Annotated in this window: 22 protein-coding genes and 1 pseudogene; 10 read left to right on the forward strand and 13 right to left on the reverse strand. The window is 70.9% G+C overall.

Annotated features, from left to right (window positions below):
* Window positions 1–8: 8 nt before the first annotated feature.
* Both IW249_RS18375 and IW249_RS18380 read right to left on the reverse strand, forming a co-directional pair.
* The gene (locus tag IW249_RS18375; protein WP_231393725.1) at window positions 9–608 is read right to left on the reverse strand and encodes a response regulator; all 600 of its coding nucleotides are present in this window, start codon (window positions 606–608) and stop codon (window positions 9–11) included.
* Between the two features lie 50 nt (window positions 609–658).
* A complete protein-coding gene (locus IW249_RS18380) occupies window positions 659–1,819 on the reverse strand; it encodes a sensor histidine kinase (RefSeq protein ID WP_307788626.1) in 1,161 nt (386 codons plus the stop codon).
* A 131-nt stretch (window positions 1,820–1,950) separates the two neighbouring features.
* On the opposite strand from IW249_RS18380, the gene IW249_RS34315 reads away from it, so the two are divergent.
* Window positions 1,951–2,352: a DUF6069 family protein gene (locus IW249_RS34315; protein WP_231392567.1), complete on the forward strand. Its 402-nt coding sequence runs from the start codon at window positions 1,951–1,953 to the stop codon at window positions 2,350–2,352.
* A complete protein-coding gene (locus tag IW249_RS18390) occupies window positions 2,349–2,804 on the forward strand; it encodes a hypothetical protein (protein ID WP_196921874.1) in 456 nt (151 codons plus the stop codon). The genes IW249_RS34315 and IW249_RS18390 overlap by 4 nt, the downstream gene beginning before the upstream one ends.
* A 28-nt stretch (window positions 2,805–2,832) precedes the next feature.
* Here IW249_RS18390 and IW249_RS18395 read toward each other — a convergent pair whose 3' ends face one another.
* The gene (locus tag IW249_RS18395) at window positions 2,833–3,675 is read right to left on the reverse strand and encodes a LysR family transcriptional regulator (RefSeq protein ID WP_196921875.1); all 843 of its coding nucleotides are present in this window, start codon (window positions 3,673–3,675) and stop codon (window positions 2,833–2,835) included.
* A gap of 108 nt (window positions 3,676–3,783) precedes the next feature.
* On the opposite strand from IW249_RS18395, the pseudogene IW249_RS34320 reads away from it, so the two are divergent.
* Window positions 3,784–4,605 (forward strand): annotated as a pseudogene (locus tag IW249_RS34320) (MFS transporter); the annotation flags it as partial.
* Between the two features lie 357 nt (window positions 4,606–4,962).
* On the opposite strand, the gene IW249_RS18400 reads toward IW249_RS34320, so the two are convergent.
* Both IW249_RS18400 and IW249_RS18405 read right to left on the reverse strand, forming a co-directional pair.
* Entirely contained in the window at window positions 4,963–6,213 is a 1,251-nt protein-coding gene (locus IW249_RS18400; RefSeq protein ID WP_196921876.1) for an MFS transporter, read from the reverse strand.
* Window positions 6,214–6,340: 127 nt separating this feature from the next.
* Window positions 6,341–7,210, reverse strand: coding sequence for a fructosamine kinase family protein (locus IW249_RS18405; RefSeq protein WP_196921877.1), 870 nt, complete (start codon window positions 7,208–7,210; stop codon window positions 6,341–6,343).
* Window positions 7,211–7,309: 99 nt separating this feature from the next.
* Here IW249_RS18405 and IW249_RS18410 point away from each other — a divergent pair, with 99 nt between their 5' ends.
* Window positions 7,310–8,347, forward strand: coding sequence for a serine hydrolase domain-containing protein (locus IW249_RS18410; protein WP_196921878.1), 1,038 nt, complete (start codon window positions 7,310–7,312; stop codon window positions 8,345–8,347).
* Window positions 8,348–8,373: 26 nt separating this feature from the next.
* Here IW249_RS18410 and IW249_RS18415 read toward each other — a convergent pair whose 3' ends face one another.
* The 4 genes from IW249_RS18415 to IW249_RS18430 all read right to left on the reverse strand — a co-directional run bounded on the left by IW249_RS18415 (window position 8,374) and on the right by IW249_RS18430 (window position 12,313).
* Window positions 8,374–9,249, reverse strand: coding sequence for a DUF4253 domain-containing protein (locus IW249_RS18415; protein WP_196921879.1), 876 nt, complete (start codon window positions 9,247–9,249; stop codon window positions 8,374–8,376).
* Complete coding sequence (locus tag IW249_RS18420) at window positions 9,246–9,836, reverse strand: DinB family protein (protein ID WP_196921880.1); 591 nt, start codon at window positions 9,834–9,836, stop codon at window positions 9,246–9,248. Before IW249_RS18420 ends, IW249_RS18415 begins: the two co-directional genes overlap by 4 nt.
* An 86-nt stretch (window positions 9,837–9,922) precedes the next feature.
* Entirely contained in the window at window positions 9,923–11,116 is a 1,194-nt protein-coding gene (locus IW249_RS18425) for a cellulose binding domain-containing protein (RefSeq protein ID WP_196921881.1), read from the reverse strand.
* A gap of 246 nt (window positions 11,117–11,362) precedes the next feature.
* Window positions 11,363–12,313, reverse strand: coding sequence for a PaaX family transcriptional regulator (locus tag IW249_RS18430; protein WP_307788627.1), 951 nt, complete (start codon window positions 12,311–12,313; stop codon window positions 11,363–11,365).
* 21 nt (window positions 12,314–12,334) lie between these two features.
* On the opposite strand from IW249_RS18430, the gene IW249_RS18435 reads away from it, so the two are divergent.
* Entirely contained in the window at window positions 12,335–12,832 is a 498-nt protein-coding gene (locus IW249_RS18435) for a YcxB family protein (RefSeq protein WP_196921882.1), read from the forward strand.
* 32 nt (window positions 12,833–12,864) lie between these two features.
* Here IW249_RS18435 and IW249_RS18440 read toward each other — a convergent pair whose 3' ends face one another.
* Complete coding sequence (locus tag IW249_RS18440) at window positions 12,865–13,380, reverse strand: GNAT family N-acetyltransferase (protein ID WP_196921883.1); 516 nt, start codon at window positions 13,378–13,380, stop codon at window positions 12,865–12,867.
* Window positions 13,381–13,567: 187 nt separating this feature from the next.
* On the opposite strand from IW249_RS18440, the gene IW249_RS18445 reads away from it, so the two are divergent.
* Both IW249_RS18445 and IW249_RS18450 read left to right on the forward strand, forming a co-directional pair.
* Window positions 13,568–13,942: a cupin domain-containing protein gene (locus IW249_RS18445; protein WP_091400980.1), complete on the forward strand. Its 375-nt coding sequence runs from the start codon at window positions 13,568–13,570 to the stop codon at window positions 13,940–13,942.
* An 89-nt stretch (window positions 13,943–14,031) separates the two neighbouring features.
* Window positions 14,032–14,448 (forward strand): VOC family protein, encoded by a 417-nt coding sequence (locus tag IW249_RS18450; protein WP_196921884.1) that lies wholly within the window; start codon window positions 14,032–14,034, stop codon window positions 14,446–14,448.
* Here IW249_RS18450 and IW249_RS18455 read toward each other — a convergent pair.
* A complete protein-coding gene (locus tag IW249_RS18455; protein WP_307788628.1) occupies window positions 14,445–15,506 on the reverse strand; it encodes a LacI family DNA-binding transcriptional regulator in 1,062 nt (353 codons plus the stop codon). The two genes, IW249_RS18450 and IW249_RS18455, sit on opposite strands and share 4 nt — an antisense overlap.
* 558 nt (window positions 15,507–16,064) lie before the next feature.
* Between IW249_RS18455 and IW249_RS18460 the strand changes: the two genes are divergently transcribed.
* Entirely contained in the window at window positions 16,065–18,755 is a 2,691-nt protein-coding gene (locus IW249_RS18460; protein WP_196921885.1) for an RICIN domain-containing protein, read from the forward strand.
* A gap of 107 nt (window positions 18,756–18,862) precedes the next feature.
* Window positions 18,863–18,985, forward strand: a complete 123-nt coding sequence (locus IW249_RS34770; RefSeq protein ID WP_269215278.1) for a hypothetical protein — start codon at window positions 18,863–18,865, stop codon at window positions 18,983–18,985.
* A 42-nt stretch (window positions 18,986–19,027) separates the two neighbouring features.
* Here the strand turns inward: IW249_RS34770 and IW249_RS18465 are convergent, their stop codons facing one another.
* Window positions 19,028–20,482 (reverse strand): alkaline phosphatase PhoX, encoded by a 1,455-nt coding sequence (locus tag IW249_RS18465; RefSeq protein ID WP_196921886.1) that lies wholly within the window; start codon window positions 20,480–20,482, stop codon window positions 19,028–19,030.
* 108 nt (window positions 20,483–20,590) lie between these two features.
* Window positions 20,591–21,472, reverse strand: a complete 882-nt coding sequence (locus IW249_RS18470; protein ID WP_196921887.1) for an NmrA/HSCARG family protein — start codon at window positions 21,470–21,472, stop codon at window positions 20,591–20,593.
* Between the two features lie 102 nt (window positions 21,473–21,574).
* Between IW249_RS18470 and IW249_RS18475 the strand changes: the two genes are divergently transcribed.
* On the forward strand, window positions 21,575–22,054 hold the full coding sequence (locus tag IW249_RS18475) for a MarR family winged helix-turn-helix transcriptional regulator (RefSeq protein ID WP_196921888.1): 480 nt from the start codon (window positions 21,575–21,577) through the stop codon (window positions 22,052–22,054).
* Window positions 22,055–22,098 lie beyond the last annotated feature (44 nt).

Here is a 22,098-nt window from a genome sequence, read left to right on the forward strand (position 1 = left end):
CGGCTCCCTCAAAGGAGCCGACCGTCGTGGGCCAGCAGGGCGATCTGGGTACGGTTGTCGAGATCCAGCTTGGTCAGGATGTGCGAGACGTGGGCCTTCACCGTCGTCACGCTCATCAGCAGTTCGCCGGCGATCTCGGCGTTGGAGTGCCCCTGCGCGATGGCCAGCACGACCTCGCGTTCCCGGGGCGTGAGCAGCGCCAACCGCTCGTGCGCCTGCTCGTAGGTCTCGGCCCCCGACGCGACCCGCCGCATGAGGCGGCGCGTCACGCCCGGAGACAGCATCGGGTTGCCGGCCGCCACCGCGCGGACCGCCTGGCTGATCTGCTCCGGCGGGGTGTCCTTGAGCAGGAAGCCGCTCGCGCCGGCTCGGAGGGCTCGCACCACGTGCTCGTCGGTGTCGAACGTGGTGAGCACGATGATCTCGGGTGGCCGGTGGCGGCGGCGTAGGCGCTCGGTGGCGGTGATGCCGTTGACGCCGGGCATCCTGATGTCCATCAGCACCACGTCGGGCAGGTGTCGGTCCACCGCCGTGATCGCCGTGGCGCCGTCGGCGGCCTCGCCCACCACGACGATCCCGTCGGCGCCGTCGAGCATCAGCGTGAGCATTCCCCGTACGAGAGGGTCGTCGTCGACGATGACGACCCGGATCGGGCCCGTCACGTCGGCCACGGCAGCCACGCGGTGAGGTGGAACCGACCGGCGGCGTCGACGTGGTGGGTGACGCGTCCACCGGTGAGCGCAGCCCGTTCGGCGAGGCCGATCAGGCCGGTGCCGGCGCTGCCGTTGGCGCCGCTGTCGGGCGTGGTCGGGTTGCTCACCGCGATGCTCAGACCGGAGCCGGGCGCTCCGCCGAGCACCAGCCGGACCGGCTGGCCGGCGGCGTGCTTGCGGGCGTTGGTCAGTGCCTCCTGCGCGATCCGGTACGCGGTGCGGCCAACCTGCGGGGGAATCTCGACCGGCGGGCCGAGCGGGTCGTCGACCTCGACCTGTTGCCCGGCGGCCCGTGCCTCGTCGACCAGGCGCGGCAGGTCGGCGAGGGTCTGCCCGGGTGGCGCGTCGGTCGGCGACTCGGCGTCGTCGCTGCGCAGCAGGGTGATGACCTCGCGCAGCTCGTCGAGGGCGTGGTGTGCGCTGGCCCGGATCACACCGGCGGCGGCGCTGAGCCGCTCCGGCGGCGCGTCCGGCCGGTACTCCATCGCGCCGGCCGCCGCCGCCAGCAGGGACAGCCGGTGGGCCAGCACATCGTGCATCTCCCGCGCGATCCGGTTACGCTCCGCCGCCCGCGCCTCGCCGACCCGCCGTTCCTGCTCCTGCTCGGCCCGCCGGGCCCGGTCCCGCAGCGCCGCCAGCAGGGCGTTGCGGGCCCGCGCCCAGGTGCCCCAACCCAGCAGGGCCGCGTACGCGATCGTCATCAGCACCAGCCTCCACCCGTACGGCAGGCTGGGCACCGGCCGCCAGAGCGCCTGCGCCGCCTCGCCCGCCACCCCGACCGCCGCCACCGCCGCCGCTTGCCGAAACGGTCGGTTGCGGGCGGTGAACAGCACCGCGAAGCTGGCCACCGGCGTGGCCACCGGAGACAGCGCGACGAGCACGCCGGCCAGCACGCCACCGATCCGCGGTCGGCGGAGGACAACCGGAACGAGGGCCAGGGCGGCCAGCGCCAGCGCGACGTCGACGCCGACCAGGCCGGCGGAGCTGGACCGGGTGGCGGACCACAGCATGGTCGCGACGAGGACGCCGACCGCCACTGTCGTCGCGGCCACCGGGACGGAACGCCACGTCCGCGGCGGCTTGACCTCGCACGTCGCCGCATCCACATCGCGCACGCTACTGGGCTGGCGGCGGGCCGGACCACCTCCTTTGGTAGTACGCCGAGCAGCCGGCGGACGTACCCGCCGCGGCGTCCGGGCCGACGCGCTCGGCCCGGCCCGGTCCACAGACTCAGACCATGACGAACAACCTTCTCCTCGGACGGGCCGCGGTGGCGGCCGGCGCGATCGTGGTGGCAGTGGTCGAGTTCGCGCTCCTGCACTCGGCGGCCGGCGTCGACCTGGCGGTCACGTCCGGAAGCTCGACCCGGCAGATCACGGTGGCCGCGGTCATCGTGGCCACGGTGGTCGCGGCACTGGCCGGCTGGGCGCTGCTCGCGGCGCTGGAACGCCTCACGAACCGCCCCCGCGTCTGGTGGACGTCGATAGCGGTCGCCGTGCTGCTGCTGTCGCTCGTGGTCGGCCCACCGAGTGGCGTCGGCGGGGGAGCGAAGGCGACCCTCGCGCTGCTGCACCTGAGCGTCGGCGTCATCCTCATCCTCGGCCTGCCCCGGCCTCGCCCGGCCAGGGCGAACCGATGACCGCGCTGACCGTCCGCAAGCAGGACGGGGTCTTCGTCCTCGAATCCGGGGCGCGCGCCTCGCTGCGTACCGGCTGGACCTGGCGGTGCGGCGAGATCCGCACCGGCACCGGCCGCTGGACTGTCGAACCGACCGGCCGCCGACGCATCGGGTTCACCGCCCGGGGCGAGCACGGCGTGCCGGTGCGGCTCGACCCGGGCCGGTCGCACGTGCCGGGGCCCGGCGGGGTGGCGCGTTGGTCGCCCGATCGCTGCGGCGGTGAGCTGGTACGCGACGGGCACCGTCTCGCGGTGCGCCTCCCCGGCCGACGCGGTGGACCGATCCGTGTCGACGTCACCGGCGAGTGGGCCGAGCTGGAGCTGGTGGTGCTCACCGCCTGTTTCGCGCTGATGAGTCAGCGGCGGCGACGCACCCTGATCGTGATGGCGGTCGTCAGCGCGGGGAGTGGGTGACCGCCGGCCCGACGACGAGGACGCCTGCTCAGACGATGCGACGCAGCGCCGCCTCCACGGCGTCGATCAGCGGATCACCCTCGGTCCGTGGATGCCGGGCGAGACCGAACTCGACGTCCGGCAGGGCGGGCAGGGCATCCGTGCCGCGGCAGATCATGGCCGGTTCGAGGTTCGCGGGCATGAGCGCCGCGACGCCGAGCCCGGCCCGTACCGCGGCGAGCACCCCGGCCAGGCTGTTGCTCTCGAAGGCCACCCGCCAGCGCCGGTCGGCACGCTCCAGCGCGTCCAGCACGGACGTCCGCCAGGAGCAGGGGTTGGAGAAGAGCACCACCGGCAGCGGATCGGCGGACACGTCCACACCCTGCCCGGTCGCCCAGACCAGTGGGGCACGCACCGTCCAACGCGGCGGCCCCGGAATGTCCGGTACCGCGTCGAGCACGAGTTGGACGCGGCCCGCGTCGTAGGCCTCCCGCATTGCGGCGTTGGAGCAGCTGAGCACCTCCAGCGTCGCGCCGGGGTGCAGCCGGGCAAGATCGGCGAGGGCCTGCTGAAGGTGGGACGCGGCGAGGTCTTCGAGCAGGCCGACGCCGCAGTGGCCGGTGAGTGCGCGTCCGGTTTCGGCGAGTGCCTGTGCGGAGAGCGAGAGGATGCGTTCGGCGTACGGCAGGAGTTCTTCGCCCGCCCGGGTCGGGGAGACACCGGCCGACGACCGGTGCAGCAGTGGACGGCCGACGACGCTCTCCAGCTTGCGCAACTGCTGGCTGAGACCGGGCTGGGTCTGCCCGAGCGCTGTGGCGGCACGGCTGATGCTGCCCTCCCGCACGGCGGCGACGAACGACCGCAGCAGGGCGGTCTCCAGGTCCCTGGCCATAAGCAATCATTATGCCGACCTCAACGAAATGACGTCTTCTTATGGCGTGCGGGCGGAACTAGCGTCGACCTGGTGACCAGCTACCGGCAGGTGCTCGCCGTGCCAGGGATGGCACCGCTGCTGGGCGTCTCGTTGCTCGCCCGCACCGCGATAACGGCCGATGTCATGGCGCTGACCCTCTTCGTCGTCCTCGACCTGGAGCTGAGCTACGCGGCAGCCGGTGGCGTCGCGGCGGCCCTGACCGCCGGAGTGGCGCTGGGCGGGCCGCTGCTCGGCCGCATGATCGACTCGCGGGGCCTGCGGCGCGTCCTGCTGGTGACCGTCACCGCGCAGGTCGTGTTCTGGCTGGGCGTGCCGGTCCTGCCGTACGGGTTCCTGCTGGTCGCCAGCTTCGTGGCGGGCCTGCTGATGGTGCCGGCCCAGGCGGTGGGCAGACAGGCGATCGCCGCGATGACGACGGCCGAGCAGCGCCGGGCCGCGTTCGCGCTGGAATCGGTGCAGGGCGAGCTGTCGTACATCGTGGGGCCGGCGGTGGTGATCCTGGGCGCGGCGACGGTGTCCCCCGACGTGGTGGCGTGGGGGGTCGGCGCCGCGATCCTGGCCGGCGGCGTCGGTATCGCCGTGCTCAACCCGCCGATGCGCGCCCGGGACGAGGCGGACGCCGCCGCCGCGGAACGACCTCCACGCCGGCAATGGCTCGGCGCCAGGATGATCGCCGCGCTGACGATGGCGTTCGGGACGACGACGCTGCTCAGCGGCGTCGACCTCGCCATCGTCGCCACGCTGCGGGAGGCCGGTCAGGTGTCCTGGGCCGCCGTGGTCGTCGTGGTGTTCGGCGTGTCGTCCGTCGTCGGCGGACTGATCTACGGCGCGTTGACCCGGCCGCTGCCCACGTGGCTGCTGCTCGGCCTGCTCGGGCTCGTGACGATTCCGGCCGGGCTGGCCCGCGACTGGCCCTGGCTGTGCGTGGCAGTCGTCGGGAGCGGGCTCCTCACCGCGCCGACCCTTGGCACGGTGGCCGACGCGGTGAGCCGGCTGGCGCCGCCCGGTGTGCGAGGCGAGGTCATCGGTCTGCAATCGTCGGCGCAGAGCGCTGGTTTCGCGCTCGGATCCCCGCTCGTCGGCGTGGCGATCGACCTCTCCGTGCCGGCGGGCGGGTTCGCGACGGCCGGCCTCGCCGGGCTCGCCGCCGCGGGCACCGGATACCTGCTGTCCCGCCGCTCACCCACGCGGACGGCGGGAACGAGTCGAGCAACGTCCGATCTCAGTTCACAAAACTCCTCGGCGTCACGCCCGGCGCGTACCGGAGGGTTTTCCGACGGCAGGCGAGCCGGACCGGCGCGTAGCTGGGGGACTGGCGACGGTCGGCTCCGGCGCGACGGCGCGGCCACGACGCGTGTCCACGACGAGCAGCGTGAGCGCGGCCAGCGTCAGCAGCCCGCCGGCGAGTGCCAGCGGGCGTGCCCCCGCTGTGGGCAGGAGAGCGCCACCGAGCAGTGATCCGCCGGCGATGCCGGCGTTGAAGGCGGTGCCGACACCGGCCGACGCGATGTCGGTGCTGCCGGGGGCCAGTTGCAGCATCCGGTTCTGCACGGCGGAGCCGAACGCCGCGTACGCGAGGCCGATCCCGGCGAGGAGCGCGACCACGCCCGGCTTGAGCTCGCCGAGCGCGTAGAGCCCGAGCAGCGAGGCCGTGCCGATGGCCAACGGCGTCAGCAGCGAAGCGATCGGCCGGGTGTCCAGAGTCCGGGCCGCGACCAGGGTGCCGACGACGCCGGCCGCGCCGGAGACGAACAGCAGCGGCGCCAGCACCGCGTCGGCGAAGCCGCTGACGTCGAGCAGGAACGGAGCCACGTAGGTCTGCAGGGTCATGAGGCCGCCGATGCCGAGGGCGGTGGCGATCAGCAGGATGGCGAAGCGCCGGCCGTCCGGCGCGCTGCCCCGGGCGGCACCGCCGGCGGCCGGAGGATAGGAGGGGAGAAGGAGCAGCACTGCGGCGGCGATCGCCACACCGATCCCGGCCAGCACGGCGAACGCCGCGCGCCAGCCGGCTTGCTGCCCGAGCCAGGTGCCGAGAGGTACGCCGAGCACCGGGGCCAGCGTCGCCCCGGTCGCGAACAGCGCCACCGCCCGACCGCGCACCGCGACCGGGAACGGCCCGATCACTGTCGCCGTGGCCACGGACCAGAACAGCGCCTGGGCGAGGGCGGTCACCAGGCGGGTGCCGGCCAGCACGGCGTACGTCGGCGCGAGCGCGGCGGCGGCGTTCGCGGCGGCGAACAGGAGCATCGTGACGCCGAGCAGCTGCCGCCGGGGGACCCGTTGGGTCAGTCGGGTCAGCGGCACGGACGCCAGCACCACCACCACTGCGTACCCGGTGACCAGCAGACCCACCTGTGAGCGGGACCGGTCCAGATCGGGTGCGATGCGGGTCAGCAGACCGACGGGCAGCAGCTCGGTCGTGATGAACGCGAACGCGGCGAGGGAGAGCGTGACGAGCACGGCCCTGGCCCTTCGCAGCGACACCTCCGGTGCCATGGCCCACCCCCATTCAGGGGTCACCGTAGTGGAGGGGCCCGACCCCCGCTCCGCGCGCGGGCCTCGGCTGCCGTCGACGGGATCGACTGGCCAGGCCGGTCGCCGCGCTCGGCGACCGGCCCTGTGGTCAGGATCGCGTCCGGAACGGGGCCAGGACGGCGCGGATCTGGTCGGCCGCGCCCCAGTCGTCGTCGAACTGGGCCAGCACGGCGAGGTGTTGTCGCAGCTGGATGACCGGCATCCGGGCCTCCCAGTCGGCGTCGAGCGAGGTCAGCTCGGCGTAGACCTCGAACATCCGTCGCGCCTCGGGCGGGGGCGAGGTGGACCACACGTGAGCGAGGTCGACCTCGGCCCACAGGTACGACACGGCCGGGTCGATCAGAGCCGGCTCTCCATCCGCGGTGGCCAGGACGTTCTGCGCCCACAGGTCGCCGTGCGTCAGACACGCCGGACGCTCCGGCAGCAGGTCGGGCAGCCGGTCACAGAGCCGCTCCAGCGCCGCCCGGTCCTCCGCGTCGAGCGCCGCCTCGACGCGGGGCTGGTCGAGCCAGCGCAGCAGCCGGTGCTGTGCGAAGAAGGCGAAGCCGTCGTCGTTCCAGGTGTTGACCTGGCGGCGACGGCCCAGCCAGTTGTCGTGGTGCCAGCCGAAGCGGGGATGGGTCGTACTCAGGTGCAGGTGGGCGAGCAGGTGCGCGAACCGCTCCCAGAAGGCCTCGCTCCGCGGCCTCGGGCGCAACACCGACAAGACCAGTACGTCCCGGTCCGCCAGGATCACCTCGGGCGTCGCCACACCGCCGAGCTCACGCAGGGCGGCCAGCCCTTCGGCCTCGGCGACGAAGACGTCATCGGCCGGAGGGTCGGCGAAGGCCTTGACGAACACCGGCGGAGCGTCCCGGCGGGTGGCGATGCCCGCGAGCGCCGCGAGCCCACCGGTCACCGGCTGCACCGCGACGACCTCACGCATACCGGCCAGGTGTAGACGCTCCAGCAGGGTCATCCCTGACGCTCCTCAGTTCCGGCGTACGAGGTCGCCCGATCCTATGTGGCTGGTCACGGCTCGGCCTGCCGGTGGCGGGGGTGTTGGAGACTGCTGGGCATGGGTCACGTGTCGGTGGATCAGCAGCGGCTGGAGCGGGTCGTCCGGGAGTTCGGCGCCCGGTGGACGACAGACGCGGCCGACATCGAGACCTACCGGGCGGCACAGGTCTCCGACGTGAGTCACCGCGAGGTGGTCGGCCCGCTGCTTGCCGCCAGTGGAGCCAGTGGTGTGGTCCGGGTCGGGGGTCGGGAGGTCGCGGCCTGGGGCGACCCGGACGTCCCGGAGATGGCGTTCAGCGTCACCAAGTCGGTCGTGTCGGTGGTGGCCGGCCTGGCCTTCGACGACGGGCTGTTGGTGCCGGACCAACCGGTGCACCAGGTCGTCGACGTTCCCGAGTTCCGGGGGCCGCACAACGAGCAGATCACCTGGCGCCATCTGCTGCAGCAGTCGAGTCAGTGGGACGGCGAGCTGTGGGGCAAGCCGACGAGCGTCGACGCGCAGAGCTTCCGCGAGCGGACCGAGGTGCACGGCACACCCCCGGGCCAGGGGTGGGCGTACAACGACGTACGGATGAACCTGCTCGCGTACGCCCTGACGCTGCTGTTTCGTCGGTCGCTGCCGGAGGTGCTGCGGGAGCGGATCATGGACCCGCTGGGTGCCACGGACCGGTGGTCGTGGCACGGGTACCGGACGAGCGTCGTCGACCTCGACGGCCGCCGGGTCGAGGTGGTCTCCGGCGGCGCGCACTGGGGCGGGGGACTGATCGTCCCCGCCCGGGACCTGGCCCTGATCGGGCAGCTCTTCCTGGACCGGGGGACCCGTGCCGGGACCCGACTGCTGAGCGCCGAGTGGGTTGACCAGTCCTGGGCTCCGTGCCCGGTCAAGCGGGAGTACGGCTATCTGTGGTGGCTCAACGATGAGCAGGTGCCGTGGCCCGGGGCACCGGCGACCGGCCGCAGCGCCCGGGGCAACGGCGGACGACACCTGCTGTGGGTCGATCCGGCCCGGGAGCTCGTCCTCGTCTCCCACTGGACCGAGGAACCGCTCGACCTGATCCACGAGGTTTCTCATACCGTCGTCGAGCAAGCGGAATAGTCGGGTAGGGCCGCGTCGTCGGGTGGTCAGGGCCGGTTGTGGACGAACCACGCGTCGCCGGCCGGTAGGGCGACGGCGACCTCCCACCGGCTCAGTTCGAGGTTCGGAGCGAGGGCCTTGAGCTGACCGGCGGCAGCCCACGCCTCGTCACCCGGCGTCGGGCGACGACCCACCTGAAACTGCAGCATGGTGCCCCACGAGGCGACAAGGCGGGCGTCCCACCGGTGACGCCACTGCGCCAGCACTTCGGCGAGCCCCTGCCGATCCTCCTCGGTGAGCGCACCGAAGAAGTCCAGCCAGTACGCCGAGCTGCGGACGTCGCTGGTGGGCAGCAACATGAGCAGGACGCTGTCCGGCGTATACCAGTAGTCGGTCTGCGTCACGAGCCGCACGTTGCCAAGCACCTGGGCGTGCAGGTCGGCGTCGGTGAGCAGCCGGTCGTACAGCACCCGCGCCAGCACCGGCCGCGGCGTCGGTAGTGCCACATCCGACGCCAGATCGGTCAGGTCGACGCCGGTCGTGCCACGCGCCCAGAACTCGATCTCATCCTCGTCGACCTGTTGGTCCTCGCCGTAGTGGCGGAAGGTCAACCAGGGTTCGGACGATGCCGCCGCCTCGGCGAACGCACGCAGCTCCGACTCCGACGGACCCTGCTCGGGCTCGGACCGGATCGTCAGCGCGTCGTCGAAGTCGTCGCTGACCATGACGGGCCGGTGCCCGGTGACCGGCACCAGCGCCTCGGCGGCCTGCCAGACCTCGTGGAGACGGTCGGGGTCGACGTCGGTGACGAGGACGGTGCCCGACGGGCCGTACCCGATCGGCAGGCCGGCCAGTGGCGTACCCAGGAAAGCCGCTTCGATCTGGTCGAGGTCGTCGCTCGCGCTGGCAGCTTTTCCGATCATCCGAACTGGTCGGCGAGCTTCGTCAGCTTGCTGACGTACGCCGGCCAGTCGTACTCGTCGGGGATGTTGGTGTTGTTCTGCCGGAGGCCGATCGCCGCGTCGTGCTGTTCACGCATGATGTCGGCGTGCCCGGCGTGCCGGGCGATATCGCAGGTCACGTGGATGATGATCCGCTGTAGCGTCACGTCCTGCCGACCCGGCCGCCACCACGGCACCTGCCCCGGCGCATCCAGCGGTAGCTGGTCGATCGTCTGGTCGGCGAACGCGCCGACGCGGCGATACAGGTCGATCAGCCCGTCCTTCGTCTCGTCCTCGCGGGCGTACCAGTCTGCCTGCGGGTCCTCGTCGAACGCGGCCATGGGGACCAGTTCGTCGGGTGTCGGGAACTCGCGGCCGAAGGTGGGCCCGAAGTAGCCGGCTTCGACATTGAGGCAGTGCTTGAGCGCGCCCAGCAGGTTGTTGCCGGTCGCCGTGCGGGGCAGCCTGACCTCGCGTTCGCTGAGCCCGTCGAGCTTCCAGATGAGGTCTTCGCGGTTCTCGCGGAGGTATTCGTGCAGCGCGGTCTTCGCATCGCTCAGGTCAGCCATGCGCGCCAGTCTTCCCTATCCGCCGGGCCTCGGTGGACCGGTGCCGGGGCACCGGCCCGCCGAACGACTCGATCTGCCCCGGGGCGTCAGCTACCGGTGCAACTCGCTGTGGTTCCGCTGCCGCTGCCGGTGCCCTGGAAGCCGAAGCTGGTGGCCTGACCTGCGGGCAGCCGGCCGTTGTAGCTCTGGTTCGCGACAGTGATGGTTCCGCTGGTGCCGCTGCTGACCCCGTTCCAGAGCGAGCTGACCGACGCGCCGCTCGGCAGGGTGAGGGTGACCCGCCAGCCGGTCAGCGCTGTGGTTCCCGCGGTGACGCTGACGTTGGCGACGAATCCGCCGTTCCACTGGTCCTGGACGGAGTAGACGGCGGTACAGCCGGGGGTACCGGTCGGGGGCGGTGTGGTGGGCGGCGGGGTGGTGGGCGGCGGCGTGCCGTCGTCGAGCGTCAGGTTCTTCTGCTGGACGCTCCACTGGCTGCGGCACAGACCGCAGTCGACGCCGACGAAATTGCGGCCGGCGGTGGCGTCGCCCTTCAGGCGCCACTTGAGGTAGAGCGTCGCCACCCGGCCGAACTCGCCGCCGTTGGCCTGGTCGTAGGTGCCGCCGTGCCCGACGTTCAGGTTGCCCATGAAGGCGGGCAGGCCGGCGGGCAGCTTGCCCCAGTCGTCCATCGCGTTCGGGTAGGCGATGTCGCTGGGCCCGCCGACGAAGTAGGCGATCGGCTTGGTCAGTCTCCTGAGCTGGTAGTCGTCGGCGTCGTTCAGCAGACCGCTGCTGAAGATGCCGGTCGTGGTGACCCGCGGGTCGTTCGAGACGGCGTACGCCTCCAGGCCTCCGCAGGAGAAGCCGGCGACGGCGACCTTGCTCGTGTCGAGCTTGTTGTAGTACTTGCTGCCCTGCCGGGAGTTATCCGCGACCGCCCAGTCGATGGACTGGGTGAGCATCTGGGAGGTGGTGGAGCCGGACCCGTTCGGGGCGCCGTTGGCGATGGCGAGGAAGCCGTGGGAGGCGATCTCGCGCAGGAAGTTGCCCTGGGAGAGGCCGTTGGCCGAGCAGCCGCCGTTGCCCCACACGACGATGGGCAGGCGTTCGGAAGGGAGGGTCTGCGGCCGGAAGATGGTGTGGTTGGCCAGGGTGGCCGAGGTTTCGTAGTCGGCGGGATAGGGGCCGGAACCGCCGATGGCGGCGGACGCCGGTGTCCCGCCGAGCGCCATGATCACGGAGGTGACCGGGACGATGGCGGCCGCCATCCCCGCGTAGATCTTTGCTCGCCTTCTCATTGCACCCTCCAGGAACAGTCACGGTGGCGCTCCCCGCGGTGGCGGTGGTGTCACTCGCGCCCCGACGAGAGTGGTCAGCGCTGGCCACGGGTCTGGTCGACGTGGGCGCGTCGCGGCCTGGGTGGCGGCCGTGCCCTCGGTCGCCACTGCCCGCTCATTCAGCGCCGGCGACCGCCCGGCCGCGGTCCCAACAGGCGCTCCGATGGGAGCTGTGTGCAGTTACTATCACTGCCGCAACGAAAAGTGTCAATGTCTGGTCGGCTCCGGGCGCGCGGGGTTCCGCGAAGCCTGGAAGTGGGTGATCCACGAGGCGGCATCCGGCCAGTGCGGAGTTGCCACCTGGACCAGACGCGCTTGAGCGAGTGAACCGAGCGCGGAGTGGATGTCCAGGAAGGTCTCCCTGGCCTCCTGGCGAGGCCAGGGTTGCGGCAGCAGATGCGGGGGAAGGTCCGGGTCGATGTCCGCGAACCTCCGCCAGGAATCCATCGCCGAGGTCCGAGCCACCAGCGCCCGGGTCGCATCCACCGCACCGCTGCGCGCGGCCGCGCGCAGCGGTGCGTACTGCTGAATGAAGCTCGAGTACGCGGAGGCGAGACTGGACAGGTCGTACGCGGAGGCCGGGCCATGGGGCCCCGCCTCCTCGTCGAACCGGACCCGCATGACGGACCACCGGGCACCCTCGACGTGGTGCAGCAGCTCGCGCAGCGCCTCCTTCACCGGTGTCGCTTCGGATCCCGGCCGGATCCACACACTGTCGTACAGGCCCACGAACCCCAGTGCGGTCAACGACCTGCGGAGCGCATGACGGGACGCCTGGCCGGCGCTCGGAACGGAGAAGGACGCCTGCACCCATTCGCCGGTCCACGGCGTCGGCCGGGAGCCGAAGTTCAGGAAATGTCGCATCCGGGAGCGGTGCTTGGCGATCGCTTGCGGCGTGAGGTGGTAGACCGGCGACCGCCCCTTCCTTCGTGTCGCGATGAGACCACGCTTGACCAGCCGGGACAGCGCTGCACGGGCGCTGGACTCGCTGATCCCGAACTCCCGCAGAATCGCGATGACCGCCGTCGACGGCAGGTCGGCATCCGAGGAGTCGAGGTACTCGCCGAGCACTGTCGTCAGCAGGTGCTGCGGGCTGGACCCGGCCTGGGCCCGGGGCACTCGGACGTCGTCGGCGTTCACCTCATCAGACTGCCGCACCGGAGGCACTATCGTTCTGGCGTGCACATCCGTTTTGACGTCCCCGCCGATCCCGCCTACCCGGGCCGGGTGGCCGCTGCGCTCGGCAACGCTCGGCTCCGCAGATTCGGCTACATCGGGGCGGTCCTGACGGCGGTCGGGGTCATCGGCCTCGTCGTCTCGCGGGGGTTCGGGTGGGGCGAGCGGAGTTCGCCGCTGTGGACCGCGCTGGTCGTGGCCGGCGTGCTGTCGATGCTGTACCGGCCGTGGGTGCTGGCTCGCGCCCGGCGCCGTTCCGGTAGCTACGCCGTCGAGGGCGCCTACGACATCACCGACGACAACATCATGATGCGCAGCGGCTCGGAGTCCGGCGGCATCGCCTGGGACGGGGTTGCCCAGGTGCGGGACGCCGGAGACTTCTGGGTCGTGTACGTCGGCCGAATGCCCGCGACCGTGATCCCGCGCTGGCTGATGTCCGCCGAGGATGCCGAGACGTTGCGCGCCCACATGACCGAACGAGGGCTGCTGCCCCATCGGTGAACTCGGCTGCCGCGGGCCGCCGGGGGATCGGACTACCGCGTCCGAGTCGGTCGCGAAGGGGCACCGAGGAATACCTCGTACTGGTAGAGCTCATCGTCGGTGCCGGTGTGCCGGAAGCCGGCACGTTCGAGGGTCCGCCGGGAGGCGACGTTGTCGCCGGTGGTCTCGGCGACGACGCGGGACAGTCCGTGTACGGTCGCGAGGTCGAGCAGGGAGGCGAGCGCCTCCGCCGCGTAGCCGTTTCCCCGGGCTGACGGGGCGAGACCGTAACCGACCTCGATGCGTCCGTCCTCCGGCTGACCCTTGAAGCCGATTCCTCCGATGGCCTTGCCGTCGGCGGCGCGGGTGATCCGGTAGTGCCCGAACGGACGTCGGTCGCCGTAGGCGGCGGTGGCGGCGAGAAAGCCCCGCACGCCGAGGACGTCGCCGTCGAAAGGGAAGTCCTCGGCCCAGTCATCCCCGGCCCCGGGGCGTCGCCCGACGATGCGTTCACCCTCTGCGGTGTCGATGGGGTACAGACGCAGTCGAGGCGTACGAAGCTCGGTCACGGGCAACAGCGAAGCAGCCCTCAGGAAACAGCACAAGCCGAATTACGCGCCCGGCACAGGCCGGCTTCGCGGAATCGAACCTCCGTGTCGGCATCCCCGCCCCTGATCGTCTGCGGCTACCTATCCTCGACGGGGATGCACCAATCCGAGTAGTGGCCGTCGGCCCGACGGCTCACAGGAGGCCGTCATGAGCACCAAGGACCGACCCGAGGGGATCAGCCCCACAGCGGTGGAGTCAGCACCAGGGCTGTGGCGGATCGATCTGCAACGGCACGACCTCAGCATCCCCGGGCGAGAGGTCATCCAGACTCGGGTGGAGTTCACGCCGGATTCGCCGCCGTTCAAGCACTTCCACCCGGGCGAGGAAATCATCTGCGTTCTGCAGGGCACGCTCGAATATCGGCTTGAGGGGCAGCCACCCATGGTGTGCAACCCCGGCGACGCGCTCACGGTCCCATACGGTGTGCACCACCAGGCCCGCAACGTTGGCGACGGTATCGCTGTCGAACTGGCCACGTACGTCGTCGAGAAGGGGAAACCACTTCTCACCAAGGTGGAGTGAGATCTCCACGGCCGGCCGTGGCCAGCGTGTCACCTCCTAGCCCCGGGGTACGAGGACAGCGGCGGTAGCGCGACTCGTAAGGTGAGCGGATGTCGGTCAAGCAGGTACAAGTGACTTTCGACTGCGCCGAGCCTGTGCGCGTCGGCCGTTTTTGGTGTGAGGTGTTGGGGTACGTCCCGCCGCCGCCCCCGGAGGGGTTCGCCACCTGGGACGATGTCAGTTCCGAGCAGGGTTCGTGGTTCGCGTGCAGTGACCCGTCGGGGGTGGGTCCGCGCCTGTACTTCCAGCGGGTGCCCGAGGGCAAGGTCGTCAAGAACCGGGTGCACCTCGACGTGCGGGTCGGCACCGGGCTGGTGGGCGAGGAGCGCCTGGCCGCCCTCGAGGCCGAATGCGCGCGACTGATCCCGCTCGGCGCGGTACGCGGGCAGCTGTTGCTCGCCGACGGCGAGAACGAGTCGTGCCTCAACATGCAGGACGTCGAGGGCAACGAGTTCTGTCTCGACTAGTGGCGGCCACGTCCCGGGATCGGCCGGGGCGGTGGTGGCGCCGTCGAGCTGCGGACGACGAGCTCGACCGGTTGGTCGGGCGCCGGTGGAAGCTCGGCGTCCGGCTTCTCGATGACCTGTACCAGCAGCGCGAGGCCCTGCCGCGCGACCTCGTCGAACGGCTGCCGCACGGTGGTGAGCGGGGGAGTGACGTAGGCGGCGACCGGGATGTCGTCGAACCCGACGACGCTGATGTCCTCGGGCACCCGGCGCCCGGCCTCGAGCTGCGCGCGGATGAGACCGATCGCCATGTCGTCGTTTGCGGCGAACACCGCGGTCACGGTGCCGTCGCCGGCCAGTTCCCGGCCCGCCGCGTAGCCGGACGCGGCCGACCAGTCGCCCTCGACGACCGGCGGCTCGTCCGCGCCGTGGGCTCGCAGCGCCTCGCGCCAGCCGGCGAGACGGTCCCGTGCCGAATACCACCGCTGCGGGCCGGCCAGGTGATGGACGGTCGCGTGCCCCAACTCCAGCAGGTGCTCGGTCGCGGCCCGCGCGAGCCGGCCCGCGCCGACCCTGGCGGTCACCACCTGCGGCGCGGTGAAGGTGGGCGGCGCGCCGAGGACCAGGACCGGCACGTCGACGCTGATGAGGCCGACGCCCTCGTCGATCGGCTCGGAGATGACGACGCCGTCCACGCCCTGGTCCAGCAGCGACGCCAGGGCGCTCGCGATGCCGCCCGGGTCGCCCTCGATCGTGGTGGCCACCTGCAGCGTGTAGCCCACCTTCCGGACCGCCCGCTCGATGCCCAAGAGCCACGACGCCGGCCCGTACAAGGCGCTGCCGAGCGTTACCACGCCGATCGACCGGGTCCGCCCGGAGGCCAGCGCCCGGGCCGCCTGGTTGCGCCGGTAGCCGAGCTCCGCGGCGGCGTCCAGGACCCGCCGGCGCACGTCGGCCGAGACATACGGCTCGTCGTTGAGGACCCTGGACACCGTCTTCTGGGAGACGCCGGCCAGCCGCGCGACGTCCACGCTGCGCGGCGTCGGAGGGCTTCCACCCGGCCTCGCCAGTCGCGTCACGGCACCTCCCATCGCCGGCCATAGTCCTGTATGATTGCGCAGTCATGTCTACGCAGTCAGAAACTCGCCATCAAGATCCCGTAACCCGCCCCTGACGCCGGCGAAGCGCGCTCCTGGCCAACACCCTAACCGCAGCTTCGAAACAGGTCAGGCGGGGCCGCCCGCCGACTTCGCCGAGGACCGCAGTGCTGTCCACGCCTTCGACGAGTCACGCGGCCGGCTGCCGCAGAGGCGAATCGATTCGCTATCGATCGGCGCGGTGTCGGTGGGCCGGCGACACGGAATGCCTGAGCGCGATGCCCCAGCACTCCGGAAGGGTCGTACTCATCAGTGGCCGCTCGGAGCCTGCGAGGCGTCAGGAACAGGAAGTAACCGTCCTGAAACCTTGACTTAACGCTCGATGCACCCATTAATACATATCTATGTATTGGGCCGTAGTCACCCTTCCCGGGTGGTCGGCGACGCCGGCAGATTCGTCGAATCGGTTCGAGTCTCGGCCTAGAGGCTGTGCGCTGAACCGGTGTCGTGCAGCTGGCGGATGAGTCACAGGAGGTTGGCATGCATCGTTCGAACGCCCGCTGGCGCGGCTGGTTGCCGGCAGCGGCTGGAGGGCTGGCCGTAGCCGTGGTCGCCGCGAGCGTGGCCCTGGCGATCCACGGGTCGGCCCTGGCCGCGCCGGTCGCGACGCAGAGTGCCGCGGCCGCTGGTGTTGACGGTGTGGCGGCCGGGAACGCCGCGATCGCCTCGGTCGACCTGGCCGGGACGTGGAACTTCACGCCCGCGGGTCGGGCGGCGACTACGATCGCGGTACCCGGTGGCGGCTGGTACAAGCAGGGCTTCACCGACGTGAACGAGGCGGTGTACTCGCGCAGCATCACCGTGCCGGACTCGGGGCAGCCGCAGTCGACCTGGATCGAGTTCGGCGCCGTCAACCACCAGGCGACACTGTCGGTCGACGGCCGCGTGGTCGCCACCCAGACGACGGCGTTCACCCCGTCGAACTTCGACATCAGCGCATACGCGGCGCCCGGCACCACCCACACGATCACAGTGAACGTGAAGGGCCGCGGCGCGTTGAAGGCATCCAACGGCCGGTACCTGGTGCCCGACGCCGCCACGTGGTCCGAGGCGATACCGCAGGGGATCTTCGGGTCCGCGTTCCTGCGGGTGTACCCGGCGGTGTATGTCAGCGACACCTTCGTGCGTACGTCGGTGGCGAACAAGACGCTGACCTACGACGTGACGGTGCGGAACACGTCGGGCAGTTCCCGGTCGGTGACGTTGACCGGGTCGCTGTCGTCCAACAACGGAACGGCTTTCAACTACCCGGCACTGCCCAGCCGTACGGTCACCGTGGCGGCCCGCTCGACCGTGACCGTGACCGTCGGGCCGGTCGCGTGGAACCTCGACAGCACCTCGTACTGGTGGCCCAACGTGCCGTACCGGTCGGGGTACCGGGCGCAGCTGCACGGGCTGACGGTGCATGCCGTCACCGACGACGGCCGGACGAGCGACGCCGATTACCGGTTCGGGTTCCGGGAGGCCACCCAGAACGGTGACTACTACTACCTCAACGGCGTGCGCGCGAACTTCCGCGGCGACAACCTCCAGGGTGCCGACTACGACCGGATCAACAACGGCGGCAAGGGCGACGCGTACCACACCCTGCCCGGCTTCCTGCCCCCGTCGTCCGGCAACGGCGGCTGGCCGCAGGCGGTGGACAACTACCAGCGGCTGAACTACAACGTGGTGCGCATCCACCAGGAGCCCGGGAGCCCATACATGTTGGATGTCGCCGACGAGATGGGCCTGATGATCATCGACGAGGTCGCGATTCGCGGCTCCCAATCCTCGCAGGAGTGGCAGAACTCCGTCGGGCGCGACAACATGATCAACCACGCCCGTGCGCTGGTCCTGCGCGACCGCAACCACCCCGCGATCATCCGCTGGAGTCAGAACAACGAGCCGAACCAGAGCGGCCAGGATTCCGAACAGTTCGAAAAGGACCTGTACGCGGCGATGAACGGCGCCGACGGCACCCGGCCGATCATTGTCGAGGTGGGCGTCGGCGGGAATGTCAGCCTGTATCCCGGGATGACGTACGCCAACTTCGCGGTGATCCCGCACTACGTCGACGGCTTCGGCAGGTACGGGGAGGGCCTGATCACCGTGAACGGGCGGCCCGACGGTGAGGGCGAGTACATCTGGCCGGCCTGCAACAACAAGCAAGGCTTCGAGTGGTTCGCCACGGCAACCCTGGCCAAGCGCGGCAAGGGCGCCACCGACCTGCGTCCGTACACGCTGCTGTCCGCCTGGGCCAGCGTCGTGCCCGGCGTGCGGAGCACCGACTTCACCCCGGAGGAGGGTGGTCACCCGATCTACGGCGTCGACAATCTGCCCGACCCGTGGAGCAACCCGCAGATCCAGCGCGTGCAGGCGGCGTTCAACCCGGTGGCCGCGGTCGACCTCCCGTACTGGTCCGCCTCCGGCAACTCGGACTCGAACGGCAGCTTCCCGCTGCCGCAGGCCGTGCCCAGCTACGCCCGCAACGCCACGGTGACCCGCAACATCACCGTGTTCAACGACGACTTCACCAACACCTCGGTGAACTTCGCCTGGACCGCCCGGCTCGACAGCCCGACCGGCGCGGTCGTCGCGTCCGGCAGCAGCAACCTGACCATCCCGCTCGGCTCACGGGTCACCCAACCGGTGTCCTTCACCGCCCCCGCCACCGGCAGCCGCGTGTACCTGCAGCTGTCGACCACGAAGTCCGGCAGCACCGTCTTCACCGACGCGGTCGAGTACCTCAACCTCAGTGGAAGCGGCGGAACCGGACCGACGCCCGGCACCTACCGCATCGTCAACCGCAACAGCGGCAAACCCCTCGCCATCGCCGGCAACTCCACCGCCGACGGCGCCAAGGCGGTCCAGCAGAGCGGCACCCCCACCTGGACGATCAGCACCACCCAGGACGCCTACACCCTGCGCTACACCGCCTCCGGAAAAATGCTCGACGTCAACGCCGGCAGCACCACGCAGGGCCTACAACTGCAGCAGTGGTCGGCCAACGGCGGCACCAACCAGTCGTGGTACCTGCGGCCCACCGGTAACGGCTACTACACCATCGTCAGCCGCAGCAGCGGACTGGCAGCCGACGTCTACGCCGCCTCCACCAGCGACGGCGCGCAGGTCGTCCAGTGGACCGCCAACAGCGGGACCAACCAGCAATGGCAGTTCGTACCCGCCTGACCAGTGGCAGAGGTGAGTGTCAAGTTCGGCCGCCGGTAACGAGCTGCCGATTGTCGCGCCGATTCGGGGGCACGGTTTGTGCCCCCGAATCGGCCGCGATCCAATCGGTGACCATCCCGCAGGACGGCCTACGCGAACTCGACCGGGTGTCGGCCCCGGACCTCAACTATCCGTACCCGTGGCTGGCGTCGATCGCCGTCCCGCTGACCCAGTCGGGCGGCCGAACCTGATGGGGGCCAGGCGAAATCGCCTGGCCCCCAGTGTGGGCTCGGTCAGCCCAGGTACTTCTCCCACGGACCGGTGATGGCCAGGGTGAGGCCCGGGTCCTGCATGTTGACGAAGAGCACCTTGCCGTCCGCGCTGAAGGTCGGCCCGCAGAACTCCGAGTCGTTGAGCTGGTTGCGGGCGATCGCGTAGGTGGGCCCACCCGGGATCGTGCTGAGCACGTGCGAGGCGCCAGTGCCGTCCTCGGCGAGCACGAGGCTTCCCCACGGGGTGACTGTCACGTTGTCCGGGCCGTCGAAGGTGAGGTCGGTGTACTTGACCGGCGTACCCTCCTCGGAGGCGGTCTGGTGCGGGAAGTACGTCACCAGCTGGATGGTCTGGTTCCTGTAGTTGTAGAACCAGACCATTCCGTCGTGCGGCGCCGCGTCCGCCGGCAGGTCACCCTCGTCCCAGGCGTACGAGTTGACCACGTACACGCCCTCGTCGGTGGCCCACACGCCCTCGAACTTGCGTCCGCGGGTGACCTGGCCGTCGGCGAACTGCTCGCGTACCGACTTGGTGCGCGCGTCGCGGTCCGGCACCTCGATCCACCGGACCGGGAAGGGGCGGCCCAGCTGGGCGGAGGTCAGGTACGCGACGTCCGGCAGCACCGAACCGTCATCCATGATGATCTGCATCGCGGCGAGGACACCGGCGTTCGGTGCGAGGCGGGTGAGCACGCCCGGGCCCAGCTTGACGCCGTGTGGCGCCGTCCAGCGGTAGAAGAGGCCGTTGGGCTCGTCGGCGTCCTCGGAGAGGTAGATCCGGGTGCGGTCCTTGTCGACGGCCAGCGCCTCGTGGGAGTAGCGTCCCAGGCACTTGATCGGCTTCGGGTCGGCGCTGCCGTCGGACCACACCTCGAAGACGTAGCCGTGGTCCTTCTGGTAGACGCCGGACCGGCCGCCCTCTTCCCACGTGTCGCCGGCCCGGTCCTCGGTCTCCTCGCAGGTGAGCCAGGTGCCCCAGGGGGTCGGCCCGCCGGCGCAGTTGGAGATGGTGCCGGAGAGCGCCACGAACTCACCCAGGTTGCGGCCCGCGAGGTCGGTCTTGATCACGGTGCAACCGCCGGCGTCGACGGCGCCCGCGTCGTAGACCGTTCCCTTGACGTGCGGCACGCCGAACTCGGCGCCCGGGTCGATCTCGTGGTTCTGGATCAGGGTGTACCGGCCGTGGCCGGCGTCGTAGACGGCCATGCCGTCGTGGTCGGACGGGGTGGTGCCCTGGCCGCGGTCGAGTCGGGTGACGCCGGTCCGGGTGACCACTGTGTAGCTGAAGCCCTTGGGCAGGGCCAGGATTCCCTTGGGGTCGTCCACGAGCGGCGGGAAGGGCACGTTGCCGGGCTTCACCGGCGGGTGCGGCCGGGCCGGGCTGGCCTGGGCCAGGGACGGCAGGCCGCCAGCGACGGCAAGGCCGACGCCAGCGGCGGCGCCGCCAGCGAGGAAGGTACGGCGAGAGGAAGGCACGCGGATCAACTCCTGGTCAAGACGTAGTGCGACGACTGGCAGCCAACTCCTGCGGGCGGACAGCGACACGTCACCCGTGGGATCGGGGGGTGACATCGGAGTTAAGAGTCAGGGTCGGGCACGCGTCGCGGGCAGCAGTGCGGGCCAGTCCTGGGCGGCGGCCCAGTCGGCGAAGCTGTGCCAGCCGACCTCTGGGTGGTCGCGGCGCAGCGCGGCGACGTCGACGGTCAGGCCCACGGTGCTGAAGTAGTCGAACATGGCCGCCAGGTCGGTGGACCGCCGTCGAACCTGGGCCAGCGGCACCTGCACGTGGGTGATTGGGCGGCCGATGGCATCGGTGAGGATCTCGGCCAGCTGGGCGGGTGTGCGTTCGTCGGAGGCGATGTCGATGCGGCGGCCGACGAATTCGCCCGAGCGCTGGAGGACCAGCGCGGCGAAGGCGCCGATGTCGACCGCCGGGATGAGGGCGAGCGGCCGGTCCGCGGGCATCGGCCAGGCGAAGCTACCCCTGCCCAGGCCGTCGAGCGTCCAGCCACTGGCGTAGTTGTCCATGAAGGCGGCCGGCGCGATGACCGTCCAGGGCACCGTCGAGGTGCGCAGGTGCTGCTCGACCAGGTGTTTGCTCTCGTAGTGCGGGACGCCGGTGTCGCGGTCGGCGTGTGCGACGGTGGTCAACACGAGGTGGCCGAGGCCGGCGGCCGCCGCGGCGTCGACGAGGGTCCTGCCCTGCCGGACCTCGGTGGCGAGGTCGGTGCCGAACGGTGTGGTGACAGCGAACAGCGAGTCGGCTCCGGCGAGCGCGGCGTCGACGGACGTTCGGTCGTCGAAGTCGGCCTGGCGCACCTCGGCGCCGAGGTCACGCAGGGCTTCGGCGGCCGGCGAGGTGGGATGGCGGGTGATGGCGCGTACCCGGTGGCCGGCGGTCAGCAGGGCGCGGGCGGTGGCACCGCCCTGGGCCCCGGTGGCGCCGGTGACGGCGATGGTGAGCATGGGTCCTCCGAGAGGTAATATAGCTGCGTAACGCATTAACTGCGTCACGCAGCAGATCATGGCGAACCGCTGCGTCACGCAACTAGTTGGGATGTGATGCGGATGACGGCGAAGCGCCGGACCCGGTTGTTCGAGGAGTTGTCGATGGCGTCCCGGCGCTATCTGGCCGCGTACGTCCTGTTCAACCAGGCCATCGCCGACCACCTGGGGCTCCACCCGACCGACGTGCAGTTCCTGAGCCTGCTCTCGGCGGCCTCCGCGCCGCCCACGGTCCGAGAGATCGCCGAGATGACCGGCCTGACCACGGGGTCGGCCACCCGCTTGGTCGACCGGCTCGAACGCGGCGGCTACGTCAAACGGACGCCCGATCAGAAGGACCGGCGCCGGGTGCTGGTCACCCCGGTGCCAGACCGCCTCGACCGGGTCACAGCGGTCTGGGACGACCTCGGCCAGTCCTGGCAGGAACTCCTCGACGAGCACACCGACGAGGAGCTGGAGGTGATCACCCGCCACATGAACCGAGCGCACGACCTCAGCCACACCCAGATGCGTCGCCTGCGGTCCCAACCGAAGCCCGACTGAGACAGGCGGCCCGCGGGCTTGACCTTGACGCTGCGTCAACCCTC

Source organism: Micromonospora vinacea (assembly GCF_015751785.1).
Lineage (GTDB): Bacteria > Actinomycetota > Actinomycetes > Mycobacteriales > Micromonosporaceae > Micromonospora > Micromonospora vinacea.